The sequence below is a fragment of the Desulfobulbaceae bacterium DB1 genome (assembly GCA_001914235.1).
Classification (GTDB): domain Bacteria; phylum Desulfobacterota; class Desulfobulbia; order Desulfobulbales; family SURF-16; genus DB1.
This window is the reverse complement of the sequence record MQUF01000026.1, coordinates 78,200-105,001: the sequence shown is the minus strand read 5'-3', so window position 1 is coordinate 105,001 and position 26,802 is coordinate 78,200. Positions and strand designations below refer to the sequence as shown.

17 protein-coding genes are annotated in these 26,802 nt (G+C 55.7%); 14 read left to right on the top strand and 3 right to left on the bottom strand.

Translation table 11 applies throughout. The features are described from left to right. Window positions 1-69 precede the first annotated feature (69 nt). Window positions 70-2,766, top strand: coding sequence for a hypothetical protein (locus BM485_17780; protein ID OKY73664.1), 2,697 nt, complete (start codon window positions 70-72; stop codon window positions 2,764-2,766). Between the two features lie 7 nt (window positions 2,767-2,773). On the opposite strand, the gene BM485_17775 is transcribed toward BM485_17780, so the two are convergent. Further along, the gene (locus BM485_17775) at window positions 2,774-3,310 is read right to left on the bottom strand and encodes a hypothetical protein (GenBank protein OKY73663.1); all 537 of its coding nucleotides are present in this window, start codon (window positions 3,308-3,310) and stop codon (window positions 2,774-2,776) included. Window positions 3,311-3,783: 473 nt separating this feature from the next. Here BM485_17775 and BM485_17770 point away from each other — a divergent pair, with 473 nt between their 5' ends. The 11 genes from BM485_17770 to BM485_17720 all read left to right on the top strand — a co-directional run bounded on the left by BM485_17770 (window position 3,784) and on the right by BM485_17720 (window position 20,262). Next, window positions 3,784-4,668 (top strand): hypothetical protein, encoded by an 885-nt coding sequence (locus BM485_17770; GenBank protein ID OKY73662.1) that lies wholly within the window; start codon window positions 3,784-3,786, stop codon window positions 4,666-4,668. 138 nt (window positions 4,669-4,806) lie between these two features. Further along, window positions 4,807-7,731 carry a hypothetical protein gene (locus BM485_17765; GenBank protein OKY73661.1) on the top strand — a complete coding sequence of 975 codons (2,925 nt, stop codon included), beginning with the start codon at window positions 4,807-4,809 and terminating at the stop codon, window positions 7,729-7,731. 269 nt (window positions 7,732-8,000) lie between these two features. Continuing rightward, the gene (locus BM485_17760) at window positions 8,001-9,266 is read left to right on the top strand and encodes a histidine--tRNA ligase (protein OKY73660.1); all 1,266 of its coding nucleotides are present in this window, start codon (window positions 8,001-8,003) and stop codon (window positions 9,264-9,266) included. A 127-nt stretch (window positions 9,267-9,393) separates the two neighbouring features. Continuing rightward, the gene (locus tag BM485_17755; protein OKY73659.1) at window positions 9,394-11,175 is read left to right on the top strand and encodes an aspartate--tRNA ligase; all 1,782 of its coding nucleotides are present in this window, start codon (window positions 9,394-9,396) and stop codon (window positions 11,173-11,175) included. Window positions 11,176-11,374: 199 nt separating this feature from the next. After that, entirely contained in the window at window positions 11,375-12,835 is a 1,461-nt protein-coding gene (locus tag BM485_17750; protein ID OKY73658.1) for an IMP dehydrogenase, read from the top strand. A 35-nt stretch (window positions 12,836-12,870) separates the two neighbouring features. Further along, window positions 12,871-14,430 carry a glutamine-hydrolyzing GMP synthase gene (locus tag BM485_17745; protein ID OKY73657.1) on the top strand — a complete coding sequence of 520 codons (1,560 nt, stop codon included), beginning with the start codon at window positions 12,871-12,873 and terminating at the stop codon, window positions 14,428-14,430. A gap of 48 nt (window positions 14,431-14,478) precedes the next feature. Further along, the gene (locus tag BM485_17740) at window positions 14,479-15,261 is read left to right on the top strand and encodes an NYN domain-containing protein (GenBank protein OKY73731.1); all 783 of its coding nucleotides are present in this window, start codon (window positions 14,479-14,481) and stop codon (window positions 15,259-15,261) included. A 23-nt stretch (window positions 15,262-15,284) separates the two neighbouring features. Continuing rightward, window positions 15,285-16,541 (top strand): histidine kinase, encoded by a 1,257-nt coding sequence (locus BM485_17735; GenBank protein ID OKY73656.1) that lies wholly within the window; start codon window positions 15,285-15,287, stop codon window positions 16,539-16,541. A gap of 12 nt (window positions 16,542-16,553) precedes the next feature. Next, on the top strand, window positions 16,554-17,729 hold the full coding sequence (locus BM485_17730) for a response regulator (protein OKY73655.1): 1,176 nt from the start codon (window positions 16,554-16,556) through the stop codon (window positions 17,727-17,729). Between the two features lie 8 nt (window positions 17,730-17,737). After that, window positions 17,738-19,840, top strand: coding sequence for a hypothetical protein (locus BM485_17725; protein OKY73654.1), 2,103 nt, complete (start codon window positions 17,738-17,740; stop codon window positions 19,838-19,840). Between the two features lie 29 nt (window positions 19,841-19,869). Then, window positions 19,870-20,262 carry a hypothetical protein gene (locus BM485_17720; protein OKY73653.1) on the top strand — a complete coding sequence of 131 codons (393 nt, stop codon included), beginning with the start codon at window positions 19,870-19,872 and terminating at the stop codon, window positions 20,260-20,262. 47 nt (window positions 20,263-20,309) lie between these two features. Here BM485_17720 and BM485_17715 read toward each other — a convergent pair whose 3' ends face one another. Next, window positions 20,310-21,356: a hypothetical protein gene (locus tag BM485_17715; GenBank protein OKY73652.1), complete on the bottom strand. Its 1,047-nt coding sequence runs from the start codon at window positions 21,354-21,356 to the stop codon at window positions 20,310-20,312. Window positions 21,357-21,556: 200 nt separating this feature from the next. Between BM485_17715 and BM485_17710 the strand changes: the two genes are divergently transcribed. Then, window positions 21,557-22,981, top strand: a complete 1,425-nt coding sequence (locus BM485_17710; protein OKY73651.1) for a sodium:proton antiporter — start codon at window positions 21,557-21,559, stop codon at window positions 22,979-22,981. A gap of 108 nt (window positions 22,982-23,089) precedes the next feature. Here BM485_17710 and BM485_17705 read toward each other — a convergent pair whose 3' ends face one another. After that, on the bottom strand, window positions 23,090-24,958 hold the full coding sequence (locus BM485_17705) for a molecular chaperone HtpG (GenBank protein ID OKY73650.1): 1,869 nt from the start codon (window positions 24,956-24,958) through the stop codon (window positions 23,090-23,092). Window positions 24,959-25,472: 514 nt separating this feature from the next. Here BM485_17705 and BM485_17700 point away from each other — a divergent pair. Continuing rightward, the gene (locus BM485_17700; protein OKY73649.1) at window positions 25,473-26,783 is read left to right on the top strand and encodes a phosphomethylpyrimidine synthase; all 1,311 of its coding nucleotides are present in this window, start codon (window positions 25,473-25,475) and stop codon (window positions 26,781-26,783) included. Window positions 26,784-26,802 lie beyond the last annotated feature (19 nt).

Genomic DNA, 26,802 nt, shown 5'->3' with positions numbered 1-26,802 from the left:
CTCCCCATCCAGGGGGGAAGGGTGTCTTTCGCTTTGCCTTCGCCACCACAACAACAAAGGAGTGCCTGAATGGGTCTATCCCTGAAAAACATGAAAATCCGCTGGCAGTTGATTGTTTCCAACAACCTGGTTCTTTTCCTGGCCATGCTTGTTGTCATCATGACCATCTATCTCACCATGTCCGGGAATCGCGATCAGGAAATGCAGGCATTCCGGCAGGCGGAGATGGCTGCCGTGCAGGATAACCTGAAAAGCTATGTCAACATTGCCCATGAAATCCTCCAGGCAAATTACGAAAACGCCACGGACCGGGCCTACCTGGAGAAACGCTATGGAAACGAGCTGAAAAACATCATCGATATCGCGGAAAATATCGTCCGCACGGCCAGGGAGGAAACGGCGGCAGGCGCCCTGACCGTCGAAGAGGCCAAGGAGCGGGCCCTGCGGCAGATTGAAAAGATTCGTTATGACGGGGGGAAAGGCTACGTCTGGGTCAATGATACGGGTTCGCCCTATCCGAAAATGATCATGCATCCCACCGCGCCCGCCTTAAACGGCCGGGTGCTGGATGATGCCAAATACAACTGCGCCCTGGGCAAAGGGGAAAACCTTTTCAAGGCCTTTGTCGATGTTGCGAAGGAAAAGGGGGAGGGCTTTGTCGACTACCTGTGGCCCAAACCGACCAAGGACGGCTTGACGGAGCAACAGCCGAAACTCTCCTATGTCCGCCTGGTGCCGGAATGGGGCTGGATCATGGGAACCGGCATTTACGTGGATGACGCCCTGGCCGATGCCAGGGAAAAAAGCATGACCGATATCGCCAAGATCCGCTTCAATGACGGCAAGGGCTACTTCTGGATCAACGACACCGGCGCGCCTTTCCCGAAAATGATCATGCACCCGATCTCCCCCGCCCTGGACGGCAAGATCCTGGACGATCCCAAATACAACTGCGCCCTGGGCAAAGGGGAAAACCTTTTCAAGGCCTTTGTCGATGTTGCGAAGGAAAAGGGGGAGGGCTTTGTCGACTACCTGTGGCCCAAACCGACCAAGGACGGCTTGACGGAGCAACAGCCGAAACTCTCCTATGTCCGTCTCTTTGCGCCCTTCGACTGGATCATCGGCACCGGCGAATATATTGATGACATCGAAGTCCAGGTGGCGGAGCATGCCCGGAAGACATCCGCCGCCATGACCGCTCTTTTCCTGAAAATCCTCCTTGCCGTGAGCGTCATCGCCGGACTGGTCTGCCTGGGATTCATGTGGCTGGCCAAAAAATTCGCCGACCCCATCGGCGAATGCGCCGGATTTGCCTCCCGGCTTGGGGACGGTGATTTTACCAGCGTCATTCCGGTTCGTTGCACAAACGAAATCGGCAACCTCTGTTCATCGCTGAACAACATGCGAAGCGGCATGAAGGAAACCCTGCTCGATGTGGCCAACGACAGCTCGCTGGTTTCCTTTACCTCGGATCGGCTCCGTGAATCCTCCGCCGTCATGTCCCGGACGGCGGAGTCCATGGCCCACCAGGCGGGAATTGTCGCCGGGGCCGCGGAAGAGATTTCCACCAACATCAAGATCGTTTCCGAGACAACCGGGAAAATCGCCGACGAGGCCGACTCCATCAATCAGAACAGTGTGGAAATGGCCCACAACATCCGCTCGGTGGCGGTGGCGGCGGAAGAGCTGACCAGTTCCTTCAAGGAGGTGGCGCAAAACTGCCAGACCGCCCAGGGTCTGGCCAACAAGGCCATTAGAAACAACACGACATCCCGGGAAAAAATGGATGCCCTCAACAGCTCTGCCGCAAGCATCAATAATGTCATCAACATGATCACGGAAATCACCGAGCAAACCAAGCTGCTGGCCCTCAATGCCACCATCGAGGCGGCCCGGGCCGGCGACGCGGGCAAGGGTTTTGCCGTGGTTGCCGGCGAAGTGAAGGAACTTGCCAAGCAAACGGCGCATGCCACTGACGAGATCGTCCAGCAAATCAAGCAGATCCAGGGCCACACCACCGAGGTGTCCGATTCCATCTCCGAAACCTACGAGATCAACCGGGAGGTTGATGAAATCAACACCACCATCGCCGCCGCGGTGGAGGAGCAGACCGCCACGGTGGGCGAAATAGCCCGCACCGTGGCCGCCACCTCGGACCATGCCGAAGAGGTGGTGCGAACCATCTCCTCCTTTACCCGGGTCATCAAGGAAGAAGTGGCAACCTCGGTCAAGGAGGCGTCAATCGGGGTGACCGAGATCGCCGAAAACGTCCGCAAACTGAACGACGGCGTCAACAGCACCTGGTCCGATTCCGCCGAAACCAAGATTTACGCGGACCGGCTGACCGATGTGGCGCGCGAGCTCAACAGCAACATCAGCAAATTCACCCTGGGCGACAAGAAATTCGACCTGGGAACCGTCAAGGGCGCCCATATCGGCTGGCGGGCAAAACTCGAGGGTGTCATGTACGGCCGGCAACTGACCATCGATGAGGTTTCGTCGCATGAACAGTGCGCTTTCGGCAAATGGCTGTATGGGCCGGAGGCGGCTTTTGTCCGGGCCCTGCCGGAATGCGATGATGTGGAAAAAATCCATAAGCAGGTCCACTCCCTGGCCAAACAGGTGGTCAAGGCCCAGTGCCTGGACAACAACCGGGAGCAGGCCAAACAGCTGCTGGTCGAGTTCGAAAAAACCAGCAACCGGCTGTTCGTCGCCCTGGACACCCTCTTCCATGCCAAGGCAGGCGGCAAAGGAGCGGCACAATGACCGTTGCCTAAAGCCGCAGCAGAAACCCCCGGCGGTCATGAAAGTCCGGTTTTTCCCCCGGATGAGCCAGGGCCCAGTAGCTCATGCTGTTGTCCCTTGCCAGCAGAACCGCGCTGATCCCCGCCCGCAGGGATTTGCCCGCAAATCCCGTTTTCCCCGGATCAAGGGTGGCCTCCAGGGTGAAGCGGCGCGATTCGCGGCTGATGCGGCAGTCCAGGGAAAGAACTTCCCCGGCCTGCCGCATGCCCCGGCGGTAACAATCAAAACAATAGACATTCCAGTGTCCGGAGGGCGCAATATTGACCTCCCGGTATGCCTCCTCGCCTTCCTCGGCGAAAAAAAACTCAAAACAGCTCTCCTGCCACAGATTGTCTCTCCGCTCCGGGGAGGCGGCGGGCGGGGGCAGGCAAAGAGCCTCCAGCGCCCCGGTCAGCGTATAGCGGACATGCAGGGCACTCCCTTGGCGGGAAAGTGAGCCGGTGAGGCAAAAAGACGTTCCCGGAACATGGTCAAACGGTTGCAGAACAAAGGAAGAAAGCGGCATGGGAAATCTGGTTCTCCTCGTATTTTATAAAAAAATTGTACCTGCTCAGGTGTTTAGGCTATAGACTGAAGACTATCGGACTGTTTGTACTCCATGCGTTTCTATTTGTGACGCCTTTCCTTCACCCTACAGCCTTCACCCTTCAGCCTTCACCCTACAGCCTTCAGCCTTTAACCTTCAGCCTTCACCCTTCACCCTTCACCCTTCACCCTTTAACCCATCCCCCCGGATGGCTGCAAAGAATTTTCCCAATAACGCAAAGCCCCGAAGCCGCAAAGGCAACCGGTTGTTTTAAAAAAATTCTTTGTTGCTTTGTGTCCTTGCGTTAAAATTTTACGTTTTTACGGGTTCATCAAGTTGTATGGATTCAAGAATATCGCTTTATTTTTCCCCCCACTCTGTTACATAATAAAAAGAGACTGAGGCAAATCGCCACACCCGGCACAAAAAATATGATTCTCAGGAGGCCGTCCATGTACCCTTACCCTGTCTGGAAACACTTGCTGCTTTTTTCCTTGTCATCGCTTGTCCTGACCGGAACCGCTTTTGCCGCGAAGGATCTGGTTGCCGTCAAAGTGGGGGAAGAGCCGGTCATCGACGGCCGGGCGGATGAGCCTTTCTGGGCCAAGGCCGGAGCGGTGACCACCCACGATCAGGTGGCCGGGATCGACATCACCCTGAAGGCCGCCCATGACGGGAAAACGATTTTTTTTCTTGCCTCATTCCCGGACCCGACGGAAAACCGGCAGCACCGCACCCTGATGTGGGACCGGAACATGGCGGCATACGTCAACGGTCCGGAGCGGGAAGATGTCTTTGTCGTCAAATGGAGCATGGTCAACTATCCCACGACTCTCACCCTGCATGAAAATATTCCCTACCAGGCTGATATCTGGTTCTGGAAGGCCATGCGCACCGATCCCGCCGGTTTTGCCGATGACAAAATGCACCTGTACAAAAGCGACAAAATGAAAAACGCGGCCATGCTCACCTCGGACCAGGGCAATGTCTTTTATCTCACTCGCCCCGGCGACGGAGGCGATGCGGCCTATACGACCATTCTCTACACCGGGCGCACGGAGGACAAGGTGCCGAAATACGCCCCCCAGCAGCCTTCCGGCAGCCGGGCGGATATCCGGGCCAAAGGCCTCTGGCAGGACAAGACCTGGACCATCGAATTTGCCCGGGCCCTTGATACCGGCCATAACGACGATGTGCGCTTCACGCCGGAGAAACGATATCCCTTTGCCGTTTCCCGATACGAAATAGCCGGTCGCAAACCGGAGCCGGAGGCGGAACAGCCCCTGCACGGCACGGGCGAGGTGGGGGAGCTGCTTTTTCTTTCCTTTGAACAATAAACGTGGATGCGGATTTTGGATTGCGAAATGCGGAATACGGATTATAAAGACATGCTGATGCAGCAACCCGCCTTTCCGGCCCCGGAATTCCGTCTCCTGACTCCTGACTCCTGACTGCTGACTCCTGACTACTGAAACATGCCCTACCATTATCTCCGCAACCTCGGTTTTTTTCTGCTGGTGACCCTGCTCGCCATCCTGGCGCAGCTTGCCGTCAACTTCACGGATGAATCCATTGAGCAGATGAAAACCATTACGGCAAGCCAGCAGGCCCGCCTGGAAGCAGCCAATCAAATGAACAACGCCCTGCTGCACGCCGCGCTGCTCTACCGGCAGGACAGCATGATTGAAAATATCCCGGCCGAGGAGATCATGGCCACGCTCGACAGCCTTGCCGTCAAAATAAAAAATCTGAAGAAAAATTTTGCCTTCGCAAAAGAGCAGGAGGAGGAGCAAGCCCTGGACACCAGCCTGTTCGCCATCCGTCAGGGGCTGGTCAGCCTGTTTGAAGCCGGGCAGGAACCGGTGGATTACACCGTCAGCCTGCTGCCCCAGATCAAGGATCATCTCCGGACAATCCATTTTTCCCTTTCCACCCTGGCATACGGCGGTATGCATTCCGTCGGCGCAAATGATCCGCTTGCCGCCTGTCTTTCCCTGGATGTCACCCACGATCTGGCCCATCTGGAAGCGATGGTTGAAAAATTCATGACAGGGGAGGGACTCAAGCTTGATGTGGTCATGAAGCTGCTCACCCTTGCCGGCGACCGGGTTTCCCTGCTGAAAGACCACACCCGGCCGGATGACGACCATCGTCATGAACTTGAATACCTTAACGACCTGCTGATCAAACTGCGCACCAACCTGCCCCGCATTTATGACGGCTGGCAGAACGACCCCACCATGTCCCTGCTTCCCGAGGAAATAGCCTTGACCGGCACGGTCTGGGACGAAATCGCCGTGACCGCGGATGAACTGATCGAGCAGGAAAAAATTGACATGCAGCGCCGGCAGGCCGCCCTGGAAAGCGAGGCCGGGCAGAAACGGCGGCAATTTGTTTTCCTTGCCGCGACCAGCATCCTCTTTGCCGTCCTCTTTGCCTTTTTCATCAATTCCCTGCTCAGCAAAAGAATCGGCCGGCTGATCCAGGGAACCGCCAAGCTCGCCAAAGGCGAGCTCGGCTTCAGGATCGACATGCCCACCCGGGATGCCATCGGCCAGCTCGCCGCCTCGTTCAACGGCATGGCCGAGTCCTTAAGCGACAAACAGCGGGAGCTGCGCGACAGTTTCGAGCTGCTGCAGACCAGCGAAAAGCTGCTGCAGATGTCCAACGAGCAGTTGGAAAAACGGGTGCGGGAGCGGACCGCGGCACTCAGCGCCGCCAATGCCGAACTGCAGCTCATGGGCACCGCCTTTTCCCATGCCCTGGAAGGCATTCTGGTGACCGATGAAAACGGCTCTATCCTCAAGGCCAACCCGGCCACCACCCAGATCGTCGGCTTTGAGATGAATGAGCTGATGGGGGCCTCCATCCGCGTTTTTGATACCGGCAGCCACGCAGAGGATTTTTACCTTACCATCCTCGCCGATCTGCGGGAAAAAAGGGAGTGGGACGGAGAAGTGCTGTGCCGCCGCCGCAACGGCGATGTCGTTCCTCTTTGGCTGTCGATTGCCGCGATGGAGACGCAAAAGGAACAGATTTCTTATTACATCGCCTCATTCCGCGACATCAGCGAGCACAAGAAACAGGAAATGCTCATTCGCCACCAGGCCATGCACGATTCCCTCACCGGACTGCCCAATCGGCTGCTGCTGAAAGACCAGATTCACATTGCCATCGCCCATGCCGAACGCCGCAGGAAAAAGCTGGTGGTACTGTTCATGGATCTGGACAATTTCAAAACCATCAACGATACCCAGGGACATATGGCCGGTGATTTGGTCCTGAGAGGGGTGGCGCAACGGCTGAAAACCATTTTCCGTCCGGAAGATACGGTCTGCCGCATCGGCGGCGATGAGTTTATCGCCATCATCGGCGACCTTGACAGCGAGGATTTCGCCCTGACCATTGCCGAGCGAATCCTGAAATCCCTGGCCGTTCCCTTTCCCTACAAAGGAGAATATCTCGCCGTGGGCGGCAGCATCGGTTTGACGGTTTACCCCGATGACGGCACGGACAGCGACATGCTGATCAAAAACGCCGATCAGGCCATGTATGCCGCCAAGTCCCAAGGGAAAAACAGGATTCATTTTTTCTCGGCAAACATGCATGCCTACGCCCAGGAAAGGCTCATCCGCGAGGAAGAGATCCGCAGAGGCCTGGACGCCAACGAGTTTACCGTTTTTTTCCAGCCCATCATCGATCTGGCCACCATGCGGGTTGCGGGGCTGGAGGCCCTGGCCCGCTGGCAGCATCCGGAGCGGGGCTCGCTGAAACCGGCCGACTTTCTTCAGGTCTGCGAGGATTCCGGCCTGATGGTTCCCGTCGGTCGCAGGCTGCTGGAGGAATTCTGCCGGCACAGTCGGGAAATTCTGACCGGCTGCGCCGACCGGCATCTCTATTTCTCTTTCAATCTTTCCGCCTCCCAGATGCAGGAGGAGGGGATTGCCGAATCCATCAACGATATGCTGCAACGCTATGACATCAACCCTTCCCGGGTGGTCATCGAAATCATCGAGCCCGCCGTCATCACCAATGCCCAGAAAGCGGCACTGGTGCTGTTGCTCCTGGCGGACACGGGAATCCGAATCGCCATCGACGATTTCGGCACCGGCTTCTGCTCGCTGGCCGTGCTGAAGCATCTGCCGATTGACGCCCTGAAAATCGACAAAACATTTGTCCGTAAAATAACCCAGGGCGACAACGACCGTCGGATTGTGGCGGGAGTCACCTCCCTGGCCCACCATCTCGACATGCGGGTTATCGCCAAAGGGGTTGAGACGGAGGAGCAGCTCTCCTTTCTCAAGCAGTGCAACTGTCACATGGCCCAGGGATATCTTTTCTCCAAGGCGCTGCCCGCCGCCGACCTCCCCGCCTTCCTGAAAACACATTCCTCATCCTGACCGTGCCCGCGGCAGTGTGCGTTTTCATTGGCGGTATTGGTCCGCCTTCTTTTCTCCTCCCAATATCTTGACTTTCCGATCTTCTTCAGATAGATTTAGCAGTTTTTTACTCCAACCCTTCCCCTGCGGGGATGAAAGAAAAGTGCCTAAAGTACTTCAAGTCCTTCAAGTGCCTAAAGTTAAAGGTTTTATCTGATCAGATACGTCCCACAACTTTAGGCACTTGAAGTACTTCAGGCACCTCAGGCACTTACGTAAGAGGTAACATTGTGAGCGTCAAAGCCCTGAAAGGTTTTAAAGATATCATTCCCGGCGAGGTGGAAACCTGGCAGTTGATCGAACAGACGGCCAGATCCATCTTCCACCGCTTTGATCTGGCGGAGATCAAGGTGCCGATCCTGGAAAAAACAGACCTCTTTGTCCGCTCCATCGGCGAAACAACCGATATCGTGGAAAAAGAGATGTACACCTTCATTGACCGCAACGGCTCATCCCTCACCATGCGGCCGGAAGGAACGGCCCCGGTGCTGCGGGCCTACATCGAAAACGGCCTGCACGCCGCCAAGGCGGTGCAGAAATTGTATACCATCGGCCCCATGTTCCGCCATGAACGACCCCAGAAGGGCAGGCTCAGGCAATTTCACCAGATGAGCGTCGAGGTGCTGGGTTCCGACCACCCGCGGATCGATACGGAAATCATGGCCATGGCCTGGCTCATCATCAAGGAACTGGGACTGACGGCAAGCCTGGAAATAAACTCCCTGGGCTGCCCCGGCTGCCGGCCGGATTTCAACAAGGCCCTGCTTGATTTTCTCCACCAGGCGGACAACCTCTGCGACGACTGCCTGCGCAGACGGGAAACCAATCCCCTGCGGGTGCTGGACTGCAAAAGCACCGGCTGCCGGGAGCAGTATAAGGAGGCGCCGTCGATTCTCGACTATCTCTGCTCCGGCTGCCGGGAACATTTCCAGCAGGTGGAAGAGGGCCTTGACCTGCTTGCCGTCCCCTACACGGTCAACTCCTTCATGGTGCGGGGGCTGGACTACTACACCAGAACCACCTTCGAGCTGGTGACCGATGCACTCGGCGCCCAGAGCGCGATCGGCGCCGGCGGCCGCTATGACGGCCTGGTGAAACAGCTCGGCGGCCCGGATGTGCCGGGCATCGGTTTTGCCATGGGCATGGAACGGCTGGCCCTGCTGCTGGAACAACAGCAGAAAGGCGCGCCGGCCGCCGGCCTGGACATTTTTATCGTGGCCCTCGGCAACGCCGCGCAACAGAAAGGATTCACCCTGACACACGCCTTGCGCAAAGCAGGGCTGACCGCCACCATGGATTATCAGGACCGCGCCCTGAAAAACCAGATGAAACAGGCCGGCAAGGCGCGGGCCCGTTATGTCCTTATCATGGGCGACGAGGAGCTGAACAAAAAAGAGGCAATGCTGCGCAATATGGAAAACAGCGAGCAGGCGCCGCTGGCCGTTAACGACGACATGCAGGGCTGGGCGGCGGAACTGGCCGGAAAGATTATTTGAGAAATCAGGAGTCAGGAGTCAGAAGCCAGGAGACAGGAGACAGAATAACTTCTTTCCCCCTCCTGACTCCTGGCTTCTGACTCCTGACTCCCCCCGTTTTACAAATCAACTTTAATAAGGAGATCCTATGGAATCCATGGGTGAGCTGAAGCGCAGCCATAGCTGTAATGATCTTGGCGCTGGTCATATTGATGAAGAGGTAACATTGATGGGCTGGGTGCTGCGGCGGCGGGATCACGGCGGGGTCATTTTCATTGACCTGCGCGACCGCTGGGGCATCACCCAGATTGTTTTCAACCCGGAATACAACAGCGAGGCCCATGCCAAGGCCCACGGCCTGCGCAGCGAATGGGTACTCGCGGTGCGCGGCAGGGTTTTCAAGCGACCGGAAGGCATGGCCAACGAAAATCTTCATACCGGCGCCGTTGAAATCATGGTCCATGAACTGCGCATCCTTAATGTCAGCAAAACCCCGCCCTTCCCCCTAGATGAGGAAAGCGAGGTGTCTGATTCCCTGCGCCTCCAGTACCGCTATCTCGATTTGCGGCGACCCGGCATGGCGGATAACCTCATCATGCGCCACAAGGCATGTCAGGCGCTGCGCTCCTTTCTCAACGATGAAAATTTTCTGGAAATCGAGACCCCGGTGCTCACCCGCTCCACTCCGGAGGGAGCCCGCGACTATCTGGTGCCGAGCCGGGTCAATCCCGGCAAATTCTATGCCCTGCCCCAGTCGCCCCAGCTCTTCAAGCAGCTGCTCATGGTGGCCGGCATGGACCGCTACTACCAGATCGTCAAATGTTTCCGGGACGAAGACCTGCGGGCCGACCGCCAGCCGGAATTCACCCAGGTGGATATGGAACTTTCCTTTATCACCGAGGAAGACATCTACCGCATTGCCGAAGGGGCAATGAAAAATCTCTTTGCCGCCACCCGGAACATTGCGCTCACCACTCCTTTTCCCCGCATGACCTATCAGGAGGCCATGGAACGCTTCGGCAACGACAAACCGGACACCCGTTTCGGCTTTGAGCTGATCAGCCTCACCGATGTGGTCAAGGACTGCGGCTTTCAGGTTTTCCGCACCGTGGTGGCCAAGGGCGGACTGGTGAAAAGCATCAACGCCAAGGGCTGTGCCGCCTTTTCCCGCAAGGACCTTGATGATCTGACCGCCCATGTCGGCAATTACGGGGCCAAGGGCCTGGCCTGGGTCAAGGTGAAAGAGGACGGGGAGTGGCAGTCGCCCATCGCCAAATTCTTCACCGAGGAAGAACGGGCCGACATGGCCGCCACCCTGGACGCCCAGCCCGGCGATCTGCTTTTTTTCGTGGCCGACACGCCCTCCATTGTCCACCAGGCCCTTTCCGAGCTGCGATTGGAACTTGCCCGCCGCCTTTCCCTGCTGGACAAGGATACCTTCAACTTTCTCTGGGTCACCGACTTTCCTCTGGTGGAATATGACCACCAGGAAAAACGCCATGTGGCGGTGCACCATCCCTTTACCGCCCCAAGAGAGGAAGATCTGCCCCTGCTCGACACCGATCCCGGCAAGATGCGCAGCCGGGCCTACGACCTTGTCTTAAACGGCACGGAAATAGGCGGCGGCAGTATCCGTATTCATCAGCAGGAAATGCAGAGCAGGATCTTTGCGTCGCTGGGCATCAGCGCCGAAGAAGCGGCGGACAAATTCGATTTTCTCTTGAAGGCCCTGGAGCTTGGCGCGCCGCCCCACGGCGGCATGGCCTTTGGCCTCGACCGCCTGATGATGCTGCTTGCCGGCCGCGATACCATCCGCGACGTCATCGCCTTTCCCAAAACCCAGAAGGCGACCTGCCCGCTTACCGACGCCCCGTCGGGTGTGGCGCGCAAACAATTAACCGAGCTGCATCTGCAGCCCGACTGGAAGTAGTGGTTTTATCGGGAGTTCCCCGGTTCGATTGATTGGTGAAAAGGTTGATGGATTGACTGGTTGCACGGCGCCGGTCACCCAGTCAACCTTTTGCCTTTTATCGTGCCTCTTTTGATTTTTTCACGCCCCGACCGGAAAAATCTGATAGAATATTGCAAATATTTTTTTCCCCGCAACAAGCTGATGGAGATCACGGACAATGACGAATGACATTATCGAATACGCCTTTACCTTTGATGATTTACTCCTGGTGCCGCAGGCCTCCGAGGTGCTGCCCAGTGAAGTCAATCTGACCACCAGTCTGACCCGTACCATCAGCCTGAACCTTCCCCTGGTCAGCGCCGCCATGGACACGGTAACCGAGCACCGGGCGGCCATTGCCATGGCCCGGGAAGGGGGCATCGGCATCGTCCACAAGAACATGTCCATCGAGGAGCAGGTGCTCCAGGTGAAAAAGGTGAAAAAATCGGAATCCGGCATGATTGTCGACCCCATCACCGTTGGCGAGGAACAGACGGTGGGTGAAGTCAAGGAGATCATGAACAATTATCGGATTTCCGGCGTGCCGGTGCTCAAAGGCAAAAAACTGGTGGGCATCGTCACCAACCGCGATCTGCGCTTCGTTTCTCATCTTGATCTGCGGGTCAAGGAGGTCATGACCAGTAAAAATCTGGTCACCGCCAAGGCGGGCATCACCCTGGAACAATCCAAGGCCCTGCTGCACGAGCATCGCATTGAAAAACTGCTGGTGGTCAACGACAGCGGCGACCTGCAGGGGCTTATTACCATCAAGGACCTGGAAAAGATCAGGAAATATCCCCTGGCCGCCAAGGACAGCCTGGGACGTCTGCGGGTCGGGGCCGCCATCGGCGTCGGCACGAGCCTTGCCGATGTGGAGAAACTGTGCAAGGCGGAAGTCGACATCCTGGTGCTTGATTCCGCTCACGGCCACTCGAAAAACATCATCAACGCCCTGCGCGCCATCAAGACCGCCTATCCGGACATGCAGGTCATTGCCGGCAACATCGCCACCGCCGAGGCGGCCGAGGATCTGATCAAGGCCGGGGCCGACTGCATCAAGGTGGGGGTGGGACCGGGCTCCATCTGCACCACCCGCATCGTCGCCGGTGTCGGCGTGCCGCAGCTGACCGCCATCCTCAACTGCAAAAAGGTGGCGAGAAAATATGATATCCCCCTCATCGGCGACGGCGGCATCAAGCACTCCGGCGACATCACCAAGGCCATCGGCATCGGGGCGGACGTCATCATGATCGGCGGTCTTTTTGCCGGCTGCGACGAAACGCCGGGGGAAACCTTCCTCTATCAGGGCCGCACCTATAAGGGATATCGCGGCATGGGGTCCCTGGGCGCCATGAAAAAGGGGAGCAGCGACCGCTATTTTCAGGACGATATCGAATCGCCCTCCAAACTGGTGCCCGAGGGCATCGAAGGGAAAGTCCCCTATCGCGGCCCGATCTGCGACACCATTTATCAGCTGATCGGCGGCCTGCGTTCCGGCATGGGCTATCTTGGCGCGAAAAACATCGAGGAGCTGCAGAAAAAGGCCAAATTCGTCCGCATCAGCCCGGCGGGCTTGAAGGAAAGCCATGTGCATGACGTTATCATCACCAAGGAGGCGCCGAACTACCGCATGGGCTGATCCTTGTCTCTTCAACCGTTCACTTAATGACAGCGATGACGAAAATGAATATCCACAGCGAAAAAATACTTATCCTTGATTTCGGTTCACAGACAACCCAGCTCATTGCCCGGCGCATCCGCGAGCAGAAGGTGTACTGCGAAATCCATCCCTACACCCTGGCCCTGGCGAAAATCAAGGAGATGCAACCCAAGGGCATAGTGCTGTCCGGTGGTCCGGCCAGTGTTTACGACGAGGACGCGCCCTTGAGCGACCCGGCCCTTTTTGAACTGGGTGTCCCGGTGCTCGGCATCTGCTATGGCGCCCAGCTCATGACCCAGCAGCTCGGCGGCAAGGTGGAGCGGGCGGTGAAACGGGAATTCGGCAAGTCGGAGCTGGAAGTCAAATACACCGGCGGACTCTTTGCCGGGCTGGAAACCGATTCCTCCCAGTACCAGGTATGGATGAGCCATGGCGACCGGATCGAGGTGCTGCCGCCAGGGTTCGTCGCCTCGGCGGTGAGCGAACACTCACCCCATGCCGCCATCCGCCACAACGACAAAAAACTGGTGGGGGTGCAGTTCCATCCGGAGGTGGCCCACACCCTGATCGGCACCGACGTGCTGCGCAACTTTATTTTCGGCCTGTGCGGCTGCGAACCAAACTGGACCATGCACAATTTTGTCGAAACCACGGTGCGGGACATCCGGGAAAAAGTGGGCTCGGCAAAGGTGATCTGCGCTCTGTCCGGCGGGGTCGATTCCTCGGTGACCGCAGCCCTGGTCCATCGCGCCGTGGGCCCCCAGCTCACCTGTATTTACGTCAACAACGGGCTGATGCGCACCGGCGAAACCGCAAGCCTCATGCGCTATTTCCGCGAAAAAACCCGCTTGACCGTCATTGATGTGGATGCGGAAGACTATTTTCTCGGCCGCCTTGAAGGCGTGGTTGATCCGGAGGAAAAAAGGAAGCGCATCGGCTACGGCTTTATTGAAATTTTCGAAAAAGAGGCGGCCAAGCTGGGGGATGTCAAATACCTGGCCCAGGGCACCCTCTACCCCGATGTCATAGAAAGCGTTTCCTTCCGCGGGGCGGCGGTGATCAAATCCCATCATAACGTCGGCGGCCTGCCGGATGTGATGAAACTCGCCCTGATCGAGCCCCTGCGCGAACTGTTCAAGGATGAGGTGCGGGAGCTCGGCCTGGAACTCGGCCTGCCGGAAGAGGCCATTTACCGCCAGCCCTTTCCCGGACCGGGACTTGGTATCCGCATCATGGGCGAAGTCACCAGGGATCGGCTGCATATCTTGCGTCAGGCGGATGTCATCGTCCTGGAAGAGATGAAAAAATCAGGTCAGTACCGCAAGGTCTGGCAGTCATTCGCGGTGCTGCTGCCCATCCAGACCGTGGGTGTCATGGGGGATGAACGCACCTATGAAAACGTCGTCGCCCTGCGGGCGGTGGACAGCGTCGATGCCATGACCGCGGACTGGTCGCGCCTGCCCTATGATCTTCTCGGCCGGATTTCCAACCGCATCATCAACGAGGTGCGCGGTGTCAACCGGGTGGTCTTTGACATTTCCTCCAAGCCGCCCAGCACCATTGAGTGGGAATGAGAGGATTACCGATTTGGGATTTGGGATTGCGGATTGTCGGTTGAGAAAATGCTGAAGACGGGCATCTACGTTGACGCGGAAAATATCCGCCTCTGCGGCGGCTACGGCATGCGTTATGACGTGCTGGTGGATCTCGCCAACAGCGGCGATTCCATCATGCTGCGGGCCAACTCCTATCTGGCCGAGGATCTGGAACGGACCAAAACCGACCAGGAATACCGGCAGAAACTCTATAATTACCATGATATTCTCCGCAAATGCGGCTTCAAGATCATTAAAAAATATGTGCAGCGCTATGTGGACGAGGACGGCACCATCACGACCAAGGCCAACGCCGACATGGATCTTGCCATTGACGCGATCCTCCAGTCCCGCAACCTGGACCGGATCCTGCTGGTCACCGGCGACGGAGATTTCCTCCGTTTGGTCAGCGCCCTGCAGAACAAAGGATGTCGGGTGGAGGTGATCGGTTTTCACAATGTCAGCACGGCACTGAAGGAAGAGGCCGACTTTTATTTGTCCGGGTTCCTGCTGCCCGGACTGCTGCCCATCCAGATCGACCGGGAAAGCGAGGATTGGCAAAGAGGCACCGTGGCCAACTACAAGGCGGATCGGGGTTTCGGCTTCATGCGGTATTACCGGCTCGTCCCCGACAAAGGGCTGGAATCCCATACCGTGTTCTTTCATTGCTCCAAGTCCCTGTATGAAAATGAGCCGCAGGTGTTCTCCAACCCGAACACCATCTTTGAGTTTCAAATCAGCCCGACAACAAAGGATTCAAACAAGCTTGAAGCCGTTCACATCCGCCGGCTCGATGAAGAAATAAGATAAAGAATCCAGGAGTCAGGAGAAGAATGGAAACGAAACCGCTATCCACCCCCTTGCCCGAACCAAGTCAGGCCGCCCGACTGCTGCAAAGCCTCTTTGCCGTCGCCGGCGTCATGAATGCAAAAAAATTGACGTTTCACAGCAAAATGGATCGGCTTCTCAAGGTTGTGCTCGATTTTCTCGGTGTCGAGCAGGGGTCCCTCATGGTGCTGGAAGGGAAAAAACTGGTGGTCCACGCCGCCACCAGAAAGGAAATCATCGGCTACAAACAGAACCTGACCGATGAATCCGTCGCCTGCTGGGTGGTCAAAACAGGAAAACCGCTTTTCATCACCGACATCTCCAAAGACGGCCGTTTTTCCCAAAGAAAGGGAATTTACAAAAAGGATTCCCTGCTGTCCGCGCCGGTGATCCACAAGGACCAGGTCATCGGCGTCATCAACGCCACCGACAAAACCGGCACCAGGGATCTGTTGAAAGAGGATATTTCCCATCTGCTTCACCTCAGCAGCTTCATCCTCTGGACCTTTATCCAGCAGGATCTGCACCGCAAAATCACCCAGCAGCGCAACACCCTGAGAAAACGCAATCAGGAGCTGCGCCGCCAGGAAGAACTCCGGGCCCATCTCTCCCGCATGCTGATTCATGACCTGAAGACACCGTTGTCCGAAGTGGTGGCCAATCTTGATATTCTTTCCTACTCCATTACCGGCGCGGAAAAGGAGTTTCTCGAATCAGCGCAGATGGGATGCGACCGGGCGGTCCGCATGGTCGCCAATCTGGTGACCACCGATAAAATCGCCGAGGGCAAACTGCAGCTTCTTTACGAGGAAACAGACTGCCTGGAACTGCTCAAGGAAGCCCTGTCAAGCATCAAGGGCCTGGCCCGCATCAAAGGCATCACCCTTGTCCAGGAACCTGAAGCCGATTCTCCCCTGCTGACGGTTGACCGTACCCTTATCCTGCGGGTGCTGCAGAATCTCCTCACCAACAGCCTCAGCTACAGCGCGCCGGACAGTTCAATCACCACCGGATACAAAATGTCAGGAAGCAAATCCATCGAATTTTATGTCCGGGACCAGGGTCCCGGAATCCCGCCGGAACAGCAGGAAACCATCTTTGACAAATACGCCAGGGTTTCCCGCAAGCAGGATGCCCTGGTGGGAACCGGACTGGGACTGCATTTCTGTAAACTGGCTGTCGAGCTGCACAACGGGAAAATCGGCGTGGAAAGCAAAGAAGGCCGGGGCAGCCGCTTTTTCTTTACACTTCCAATCGCCTAAGGTCCATGCATCATGTCCGCTGAAAACGCACAGCTGTCGCCCCACACCATGAGCATCCTGATTGTCGATGACCAGGATAATATGCGCCGTTCCATCAGGGCCATGCTGAAACTGATCAATTACGGCAAGGAATTTTTTGAGGCGCCGAACGGCAAGGAGGCCTGGAGATTCCTCACCACCTCCAATACCGGAATCGACTTTATCATCTCCGATTATGCCATGCCGTTTGTCAAGGGCACGGAGCTGCTGAGCCGTATCCGCGGCCACAAAAAACTGCGCGACATCCCCTTTCTGATGATCACCGCCGAAGCCAACAAGGAAGTGGTCGCCGAGGCGGCGGAACATGAGGTGGACGCCTATCTGACCAAGCCCTTTGTCACCGCCTCGCTTGAACACAAAATAAATGAGCTGCTGGCAAAATCAATGAATCCTGATCCCCTGACCCTGCATCTCCGCAACGCCCGGGATCTGGAGGAAAAGGAAGATATCGAAGGAGCGATAAACGAAGCCAAACTGGCATCCGCCGCCAACCCCCGTTCCTCGCGCCCTTTCCGGGAGCTCGGCAGGCTGATGCTGAAGGCGGGCGACATGGCAAAGGCATTGAAATGCTTTCAAAAGGCCATTGAAATAAACCGCCTTGACGTGACATCCTATCACTATCTGGGACAAATTTTCTACCGCCAGGGCGAGATCGACAAGGCCACCGGCTTTTTTGCCCAGGCCATGGAAATCAGCCCGCGCCACTCCGATCGGGCCATCAAATTTGCCAGACTGCTGACCAAGGCCGGGAAAACCGCGGAAGCCGAAAAAGTGCTGCGGCTTATCCTGAAAAACAGCCCGAATGACTTTGAAATCCAGGAAGATGTGGCCGCCATTGCCATGGAGCAGGAGATATACCCTTTGGCGATCAAGTGTTACCGCGCTATTCTCAAGGAAAATTCCGACCGTCTGCAGATCAACAAAAAACTTGGTATCGCCCTGCAGAAAAGCGGCATAAACAACGAAGCGGTTCTTCATCTGGAAAAGGCGGCAACCAAGTATGTCGAGGACCTTGACCTGCTGCTCGCGCTGGCCGAGGCCTTTCTTGCCATGGGCATGCTGGTGCGGGCCGATAAATGGGCAAGCATCGCCCACCGCCTTTACCCGGAAAGCCGCGAAGCCAAAAAAATTCTTGATCATTGCCTGTAAGCCGGTCCATGAAAAAAACAAATTCCATACTGCTGGCGCTCCGCATGCTCGGTTATCAGGGGGGGAAAATTCTGAGCAACAGATGGCTTCCCCTGGTGGATGGGGTGCGCCAGTCTCTCGCCAAATCCGGATTTGAGCAGCCGGAAAGCAGCGATGAGCTGTTGCTTTTTACGTTCCCCCATCCCTTTTCAGCCCTCACCGCCCTGCTGGAAAGCCTGCGCACCAGCAAGGAGGAACACGGCTGGAAGGAGAGTCACGGTTCCTTGCCGGTGCAGATCGTCTTTCATCTTATCGAAGAAGACGATGCTTTCCCCCAGATCAGCCAACCCTCTGCCGCTGAATGGGAAATGCTTCAGCTTGAAACCCTCTACGTCACCAGGACGCTGATGCGTCAATGGCCGGAACTCATGGCAGGCAGGGATCTCCCGGAACACTCCTTCGAGGATGAAGGCAGCGGTTTTTTTCATATGATTTTTGCCGCCGGTGCCACGATCCGGCAGGTGGAACTCTTTCCCTACCGGAGCCTGCCCGTGCGCGGTAAGGAAAAAGAGTGCTTCTACTGCGGCATGACCAGCCATCTGCCGGCCGGTTGCCCAAGCAAATTCTTGACCATGCAGACCAGGGGCCTGGACAAAATAGGCTATCTTCCCTTTGCTGAGTTAAGCGCCACCTATAAAAATGTGTTCCCCGATTATTCCGCCTGCATGAAAAAAATTGCCGCCGGATTAAAACCGGGCCAGATCAGAAAGGACAACGAACTGCTCGTTTTTATCGCGTATCTTGATCTTAACGCAATCTACCAGCTCCGTTTTTTGCAGCATATCGCTTTTTCGCCGTCTTCCAAATGGAATGGCCTGGATAAAGCCGACAAAATCACCATTGACAGCCGCAATCTCCACATGGGCCTCGACTGTCTGCGTGTCGGTCAATATGAAAAGGCGGAGGAGATTCTCCTCGCGGAAAGCAAACGCCGCGAAGGCAAGCCGTTCTTTGCCTTGGTGGGCCTGGCCTTCCGGGCACTGGAGCAAGGACGGGACAAGGATATGGCCCACTATCTCGAACGGGCCAAAACCATTGCCGCCCAGGAAAAAGAACGTTTCTACATCCAGCTGCTTCTTTCCCGTTTTTATGAATTGCAGCATGACTCCTGGAAGGCGAAGGAATCGATCGCCAACGCCGAAAAGATTCTTTTTGACGCCCCTGAATGTCAGTACCGCAAAATGCAGTACAATATCCGCTACGGCTTCGTTGAAGAAGATTTCAAGCGCCTCCGCTCTTTGATGATCGGCCAGAAGGAGATTTTCATGGCCGCCCTGATGGATCCGCTGCTCCTTTCCATCCAGGGTCTGATCAATGATCTCGCCATCCGGCAGGTCGAGCAGCAACAACAGGGGGCGGGGAAAAAACTGGAACTGGCCGAGGCCGAATTTGCCGAACTCGGCTACTGGCTCGACGACGATGACCCGATCATCCAGGAAAACAATCTCGCACTCGGCCGGCTGCGGGAAAAATTCGCCGGCCAAAGTTACTACGACCTGCTGGAAGTCATCGATAGAGGCGCCGGCATCATTTCCCGATGCCAGCGGATACGAAAAACAAAACTGGAAGAACAGGAAAAAAGAAAAGTCGACCTTGACGCCCAGCTGCAAAGGCATCTTCAGTTCTGGCAGGCATATCCCTACCAGAACTATTTCAACTCCTACCTGCAAACCCTGACCGAAATAAAAAAAACCCTGGCCGAGGCGCAGGTTCAGATTGCCCGGGAGAAAGGACAGGCCTTCAAGGCAGCTGCCAATCTGCTGGATCGGGCGGATATTTCCGTTACTTCGCTGCAGCAGATCCAGGAAAAAATGATGTGGACTCGAATCCTGCTGAACAGCTTGAAAATCTTTGTCAAAAATATTATGATCACCGAACTTGCCCTTTTTGTTGCAGGCTTCCTGATTTTTCTCATAGTGCCGATCCTTCTGCCCGGTGATCATACCAGCGGGTTAGGCAAAATTATCAGTGACCCTCTGCTGCGCAAGAAAAGCTTGCTTCTTTCCTCTTTTTTGCTTGCCCCCTTCGTGGCGATTGTCTGGACGGTCTGGAACATGAAGGATGAGCAATAAATTCTTTAAACATTTTTTGGGACAAAACAATGAGCCGTATTATCTGGGACGATTCATACAGTGTCGGGATCAAGGAAATCGATGAACAGCACAAACAGTGGATCGGCATCATCAACGAACTGCATGACAGTCTGATCGAGGGAAAGGAATTGACGGAAATCGGCCGAAAAAGCCTGCTGGCCATGGAAGAGTATGGGATTTTCCATTTTACCTTTGAAGAACGCTACATGGAAAAGATCGGCTATACGGATCTGCCCCATCACAAAAGGGAACATGAACATTTTCTTCAAGAGATTCGTCAAGTGATCCGTGACGAAGAGGCGGGACATCTTGTTTTGAATACCGAGATCATGGGCATGCTGATGAACTGGCTGACCCGGCATATCACGGGCAGCGACAAAAAATACAGCGCAACGGTGTAACCTGCCGTGCGAGCTTCACGGGCATTTTTTCCGGAGGCGCGTCGGAATTATTCCCCCACCACCCTGTTTCTCCCCTTTTGCTTGGCCTTATAAAGCCGGTTGTCCGCCAGGGTGACAAGACTGTTGGGGGTCATCTTCGCCACCTCGCCGGCCGCCGCCACGCCGACGGAAATGGTGATGGGGATCTTTTCCCCTTTAAATGAAAAGGCATGCGTCGCCACCGTTTTCCTGAGACGTTCGGCAAAATCCACCCCGCGCTTCGCATCCCCCTGACAGATGCCGTAGAACTCCTCGCCGCCATAACGCCCGACCTCATCCTCCTTGCGTTTCGTTGCCAGCATGACTTCGGCCATCTCCGCCAGAACGGCGTCCCCGGCCTGATGCCCATGAGTATCATTGACGGATTTAAAAAAATCAATATCCAGCATAAGAAAAGAAAAATCCTGGATATACCCCCGCTGCCACTCACCGGTCTTGACCTCAAGGATACGCTCCATGATCTTTCTCTTGGGCAACCCCGTCAGTTCATCAAAATATCCTATTTTCTCCAGAAGATCCTTTTGCTCCATCTCCTTGGTAACATCGGTAAGGCATCCCAGTGACAGGGAAATGCCATCCTCGTGATAGCGTTCAATCCTGCCCTGGTCTTTCAACCAGACCACCTTGCCGTTCGTCGGCAGAACCAGCTGATAGACCGCATCCACCTGACCTTTTTTCTGCACCTCCTGCCGCAGGTCAATCCGTCTGCCGGTCAGTTGCTGTCTGGTGAAAATTTCCTCCTGCACCGCGTCGTCGGAGGCGTAACGATACACCCGCTGATCAAGAATGGACTCGCGGAAAACCTTGGAAACATTGATGGAGTTGCAGCCCAGCAGATGCACAAATCCTGATCCGGCAAATTCATACCAGATGATCTTTTCGCCTTCATGCCAGGCGGCGAGATAGGGCATAAAGGGATAACCGCAACGATCAATGGCTTCCGAGGCGGCGATGATCTCCTGGACTCTTTCTTTCAGCATGACGCTGTAATCACCGAACAGAATGCGGCCGACATAGGCGGCGGGGGGTGACTGCTGGGGAGCGTGAGTCTTCATGATTTTCTTGTTTCGAGCCGTTTATACTTTTATTCGGAGTTTCCGGGCCAAGACAAAATTCCCCGTCACAAGAGAGGAGGCGCATTGCCGAAAACTCTCCAGGCAAGATAATAGTTTCTTCGATATGGTCTTTTTTATATAATGAACGGAATCATAAATAAAGAAATTTACCGTCATCGTGAACAAAAAAGGAAGTTGCAATGAAAACGCTTTTCCCCATCCCGGCACTTTTTTCCCTCTTCGCCCTGCCCGCCACGGCAAGCGGCGCCACAGACCGGGCCATAGACATCAATGAACTTGCCGCCACAGGCATGGGCTGGTTTTCCATCTTTCTTTTTGTCGGCGCCTATATCCTGGTCATTTTCGAAGAGCAGCTTCATCTGCGCAAAAGCAAACCAGTGCTTTTTGCCGCCGGTATCATCTGGATTCTGGTGGCCGTTACCTATGCACGCCTCGGCAATACCAGTCATGCGGAAGAGGCAATCCGGCATAATCTGCTCGAATACGCCGAGCTTTTTCTATTTCTGCTGGCCGCTATGACCTATATCAACTCCATGGATGAACGTCATATCTTTCAGACCCTGCGCAGCTGGCTGGTGAATCGGGGCTTTTCCCTGCGCAGCATTTTCTGGCTGACCGGCCTGCTCGCCTTTTTCATCTCCCCGGTGGCCGACAACCTGACCACCGCCCTGCTCATGGGCGCGGTGGCCATGGCCGTGGGCGGCACCAATCAGAAATTTGTCGTCCTTTCCTGTATCAACATCGTGGTGGCGGCCAACGCCGGCGGCGCATTCTCGCCATTCGGCGATATCACCACCCTGATGGTGTGGCAGAAGGGCAAGGTGCAATTCGCCGAATTTTTTGCCATCTTCCTGCCCTCGGTGGTGAACTGGCTGGTGCCGGCGCTGATAATGAATTTCTCCCTCGGCAAGGAGTCCCCCCAAACGGTGACCGTCAATTACACCATGAAACTCGGTGCCAAAAGAATCATCATGCTTTTTTTGCTGACCATCGCCACCGCGGTCTGCTTCCACAATTTTCTGCATCTTCCACCTGCGGCGGGAATGATGCTGGGTCTGGGCTACCTGGGCTTCTTTTCCTATTACCTGAAAAAAAAGGAGCAACGCCGTTACGATGTTGATGACAATCCCCTCGGCCACCAGGCGGATCGCACCAAACCCGTTGGTTTTGACCTGTTCGCGAAAGTGGCCCGGGCGGAATGGGACACCCTTATCTTTTTTTACGGGGTTATTCTCTGCGTGGGCGGCCTGTCCCAGTTCGGCTATATGGCCCTGCTCTCCGACTATCTCTACAATGATCTTGGGGCGACAACGGCCAATATCTCGGTGGGAGTGCTGTCCGCCATCCTTGACAATATTCCGGTGATGTTTGCCGTGCTCACCATGGATCCCACCATGTCCCACGGCCAGTGGCTGCTGGTCACCCTCACCGCGGGCGTCGGCGGCAGCCTCCTGTCAATCGGCTCGGCCGCGGGCGTTGCCCTGATGGGGGCGGCACGGGGAATTTACACCTTCAGCGCCCACCTGAAATGGACCCCCTTTATCGCCCTGGGCTATGCGGCCAGCATCTGGGTACATCTGCTCATCAACAGCAAGCTCATGTAATTTCCGCGGATTTTTTGGGCTTCTGCATTGAGGCCCACGAGGAAACAAAAACGCCTCATTTCCACGATGGGAAATGAGGCGTTTTTCGGCAGCGAACGTCCTGGCGGATTATCTTTTCACTGCCCGTTCAAGAATTTTGTAGGTACGCTCCACCATGTTGCGGGGTTCGATCATCAATCCGGCCTGGATCATGGCGTTATCAAAGATCTGCTCGACAATGCTGCGGGCAAAGGCCTCATCCGCCACCCGCAGGTCGGCAAGCCCTTTGATCAGGGGATGAGCGCCGTTGATCTCCAGATTCTTGCCGCCGATCTTGTGCTCCTGGTTGGTGGCCCGCATGACCCGCTCCATGCTGCTGGTGAAAAAACCGTCCGGATTCACGATCATCGCCGGGCTTTCCACCAGCCGTTTTGACACCGCCACCTCCTTGACCCGCTCACCCAGCACATCCTTCATCCATTTCGTCAGGGTTTGCAGGATCGGCTCATCAAGTGTCGCCGCCGTTTCGGCCTTTTCCTCTTTTTCCTCACCGCCGGTGGTCTCCGGCAGTTTCAGGTCGGCCCGGTCGGCGGAAACCAGCTTTTTGCCCTCGAACTCATTGAGATGGGTAAAAACAAAGTCGTCGATCGGCTCCATGGTATAGATGATTTCCACATCGCGTTGCTTGAAAACCTCGAAGTAGGGGCCGCTTTCGATGGCATGGCGGGTCGGTCCGTTGATGTAGTAAATTGCATCCTGCCCCTCCTTCATGCGCCCAACATAATCAGCCAGGGAAACAAGCTCGGCGTCGGCGGATTTGGAGGATTCAAACCGCAGCAGTTTGGCCAGGTCGTCCCGATGGGTATAATCGGTGGTTGCCCCTTCTTTCAAAAAAACACCGAAGGTGTTCCAGAATTTTTCATATTCCTCCGGCTCATTCTTGGCCTGGTCCTTGAGAAACTTCAGAAACCGGGTGGTGATGACCTTTTTCAGCTTGGCCACCAGGGCATTGTCCTGCAGGGCCTGGCGGGAAATGTTCAGGGGCAGGTCTTCACTGTCCACCACCCCTTTCAGGAAACGAAGCCACTCCGGCAGAATATTCTTGCTGTGCTGCTCAATGAGCACCTTCTGACAGTAGAGGCTGACCCCCGGCTCCATGCGACCGAAGCCCATCAGCTCGATATTGTCGCCCGGCACAAAAAGCAGCGACTTGATGGCCAGCGGCGCGTCGGCGCTGAAGTGGAAAGAGGAAAGCGGCTCATCAAAGGCATTGGCGATGAACTTATAAAACTCCGTGTATTCTTCCGCCTTGATGTCGTCCTTGCTTTTGGTCCACAGCGCCTGTACCGTGTTGACCTTTTCGCCTCCCACCTTGATGGGAAAGGAAACAAAATTGGAATACTGCTTGATGATGTGCTTGATTTTCGCCTCATCGGCGTAATCAAAGGCCTCATCCTGCAGCTCGACGATGATTTTCGTGCCGCGGTGCAGCCCCGGCGCCGGCGACAGGGTATAGCTGCCGGTGCCGTCCGACGCCCACTCGTATCCTTCCGCATCGACCCGATAGGAACGGGACTGAACCCGCACCCTTTTGGCAACCATGAAGGCCGAGTAAAAGCCGACGCCGAACTGACCGATCAGATTGACCTCTTTCTGCTTGGCCTGGTCAAGCTCGGTGAGAAACGTCTTGGAGCCCGAATGGGCGATGGTGCCCAGATTACGCTCAAGCTCCTCATGGGTCATGCCGATACCCGAATCGGTGATGGTCAGGGTGTGCTCTTTGTCGTTGACGCTGATCGTGATCTCAAGGCTTGCGTCAGGATCGAAAACCTCCTCTTCCAGCAGTTGCTGGTGACGGAATTTCTCCAAGGCATCCGCCGAGTTGGAGATAAGCTCCCGCAGGAAAATGTCCTTTTCGGTATACAGCGAGTGGATGACGATATCGAGCAGCTTTTTTACTTCAGCTTGAAATTCCTTCGTCTCTGTCTTGCCGGTCATAGAGATACTCCATTTTTCGAATTATTATTGCTGCGCAAATCGGTACGCATTCCAGTTGATCCTGTGAGCCGGGTGATGAAAGATTGCCCCGAGCCCGATGAAAATTGGTAACTGTTCAGGTGTTTGGCTATAGACTGAAGACGAGAGGGCTGCCTGTACTGCCTTATCGCATATTTTGTGACGGCTTTCCTTCAGCCTTCAACCTTCAGCCTTCAGCCTATCTCCCCGGATAGTTACGAAAATTGTTTTGAAAATAAGCACAATTCAGCCGCTGTCAACCCTGGACGCTCTGGCGGGGTTGTCATTTTTTTAAGTTGCATCACAGGTTGCCTGCTGGTATTATTTTCTATTTTTGGTCAGTCTGTCTTTCTAGATGCTGACTTTCTTACCAGAATACCAATCCGCCGGCTTTGCCGGTCCGACATGAAAGTTCCGCTGCTTTTTCTTTTCCGTTGCGGCTCTTTTTTTGTTTCTCGGGACGCTTTCCGATCCCGCGGCTATAAGGAGAACATACATGAGCATACGTGAAGACGCCCTGCAGAAAAAAATGACCCCCATTTTTGAGCAATGCGCCAAAAATGAAGGGATCTCCCCGGAGACCCTGATGCAAGGAGTGGCGCAGGGAGTCATTGCCATTCCGAAAAACAAACACCATGATTTCGAACGAATCATGGCAGTGGGCAAGGGCCTTTCCACCAAGGTCAACGCCAATATCGGCGCATCCCGCGACATGCCCGGCCTTGACCAGGAACTGGAAAAACTCTGCGTTTCCCTGAAAGCCGGGGCTGACACGGTCATGGATCTCAGCCTGGGGGAAAACCTCAATGAAGTGCGACGCGGCATCCTGGCGCGCTGTCCGGTGCCCCTGGGCACGGTTCCCGTCTACCAGACCGTTGCCGACGTGGTGGAGCGCCGGAAAAAGGAAATAGGCGAGGTCACCGTTGACCAGCTGCTTGACACTATCAGGCAGCAGGCGGAAGACGGCGTTGATTTCATGACCATCCACTGCGGCCTCACCCGGGACTCCCTGGTCAGGGTGAAAAATCATGAGCGCCTGATGGGAGTTGTCAGCCGGGGCGGCTCATTCACCATTGAATGGATGAGCTACAACAACAAGGAAAATCCCTTTTATGAGCATTTTGATAAAATTCTCGCCATTCTGAAAGAGCATGAAGTGACCATCAGCCTGGGCGACGGCTTGCGCCCCGGTTGCCTGGCCGACGCCACCGACCGGGGGCAGATCCAGGAACTCATCCATCTCGGCGAATTGACCCTGCGGGCCTGGGATGCCGGGGTGCAGGTCATTATCGAGGGACCAGGACACATGCCCATGGACCAGATCCAGGCCAACATGCTGCTGCAGAAACGTCTCTGCCACGGTGCTCCCTTTTACGTCCTCGGCCCCCTGGTCACCGATATCGCCCCGGGATACGACCATATCACCGGCGCCATCGGCGGTGCCATTGCCGCCGCGGCCGGTGCCGATTATCTTTGTTATGTGACGCCGGCCGAGCACCTCAAACTGCCCTCCGCCGACGACGTGCGGGAAGGGGTTATCGCCTCCCGCATCGCCGCTCATGCCGCCGATATCGCCAAGGGGATTCCCGGCGCGCTGGACAAGGATATTGCCATGGCCAAATGCCGCAACCGCCTCGACTGGAAAGGCCAGATTGAATTGTCCCTTGATCCGGAGAAGGCGTTGCGCTATCGTGAGGAAGGAAACTCTTACAAGGGAGATGCCTGCAGCATGTGCGGTTCCTACTGCGCCATCAAGGTATACAAAAAGGCCATATCTCCCGCCCGCTGCTCAAACGGATCAAAATAATTTCCTTGCGGAGGTCGTG

What these genes read in the sequence shown, in the direction of transcription:
- BM485_17780 (OKY73664.1), top strand. Translation starts at nt 70, where the DNA reads ATGGGTCTATCCCTGAAAAACATGAAAATCCGCTGGCAGTTGATTGTT.
- BM485_17775 (OKY73663.1), bottom strand. Translation starts at nt 3,310, where the DNA reads ATGCCGCTTTCTTCCTTTGTTCTGCAACCGTTTGACCATGTTCCGGGA.
- BM485_17770 (OKY73662.1), top strand. Translation starts at nt 3,784, where the DNA reads ATGTACCCTTACCCTGTCTGGAAACACTTGCTGCTTTTTTCCTTGTCA.
- BM485_17765 (OKY73661.1), top strand. Translation starts at nt 4,807, where the DNA reads ATGCCCTACCATTATCTCCGCAACCTCGGTTTTTTTCTGCTGGTGACC.
- BM485_17755 (OKY73659.1), top strand. Translation starts at nt 9,394, where the DNA reads ATGGAATCCATGGGTGAGCTGAAGCGCAGCCATAGCTGTAATGATCTT.
- BM485_17750 (OKY73658.1), top strand. Translation starts at nt 11,375, where the DNA reads ATGACGAATGACATTATCGAATACGCCTTTACCTTTGATGATTTACTC.
- BM485_17745 (OKY73657.1), top strand. Translation starts at nt 12,871, where the DNA reads ATGACGAAAATGAATATCCACAGCGAAAAAATACTTATCCTTGATTTC.
- BM485_17740 (OKY73731.1), top strand. Translation starts at nt 14,479, where the DNA reads ATGCTGAAGACGGGCATCTACGTTGACGCGGAAAATATCCGCCTCTGC.
- BM485_17735 (OKY73656.1), top strand. Translation starts at nt 15,285, where the DNA reads ATGGAAACGAAACCGCTATCCACCCCCTTGCCCGAACCAAGTCAGGCC.
- BM485_17730 (OKY73655.1), top strand. Translation starts at nt 16,554, where the DNA reads ATGTCCGCTGAAAACGCACAGCTGTCGCCCCACACCATGAGCATCCTG.
- BM485_17725 (OKY73654.1), top strand. Translation starts at nt 17,738, where the DNA reads ATGAAAAAAACAAATTCCATACTGCTGGCGCTCCGCATGCTCGGTTAT.
- BM485_17720 (OKY73653.1), top strand. Translation starts at nt 19,870, where the DNA reads ATGAGCCGTATTATCTGGGACGATTCATACAGTGTCGGGATCAAGGAA.
- BM485_17715 (OKY73652.1), bottom strand. Translation starts at nt 21,356, where the DNA reads ATGAAGACTCACGCTCCCCAGCAGTCACCCCCCGCCGCCTATGTCGGC.
- BM485_17710 (OKY73651.1), top strand. Translation starts at nt 21,557, where the DNA reads ATGAAAACGCTTTTCCCCATCCCGGCACTTTTTTCCCTCTTCGCCCTG.
- BM485_17705 (OKY73650.1), bottom strand. Translation starts at nt 24,958, where the DNA reads ATGACCGGCAAGACAGAGACGAAGGAATTTCAAGCTGAAGTAAAAAAG.
- BM485_17700 (OKY73649.1), top strand. Translation starts at nt 25,473, where the DNA reads ATGAGCATACGTGAAGACGCCCTGCAGAAAAAAATGACCCCCATTTTT.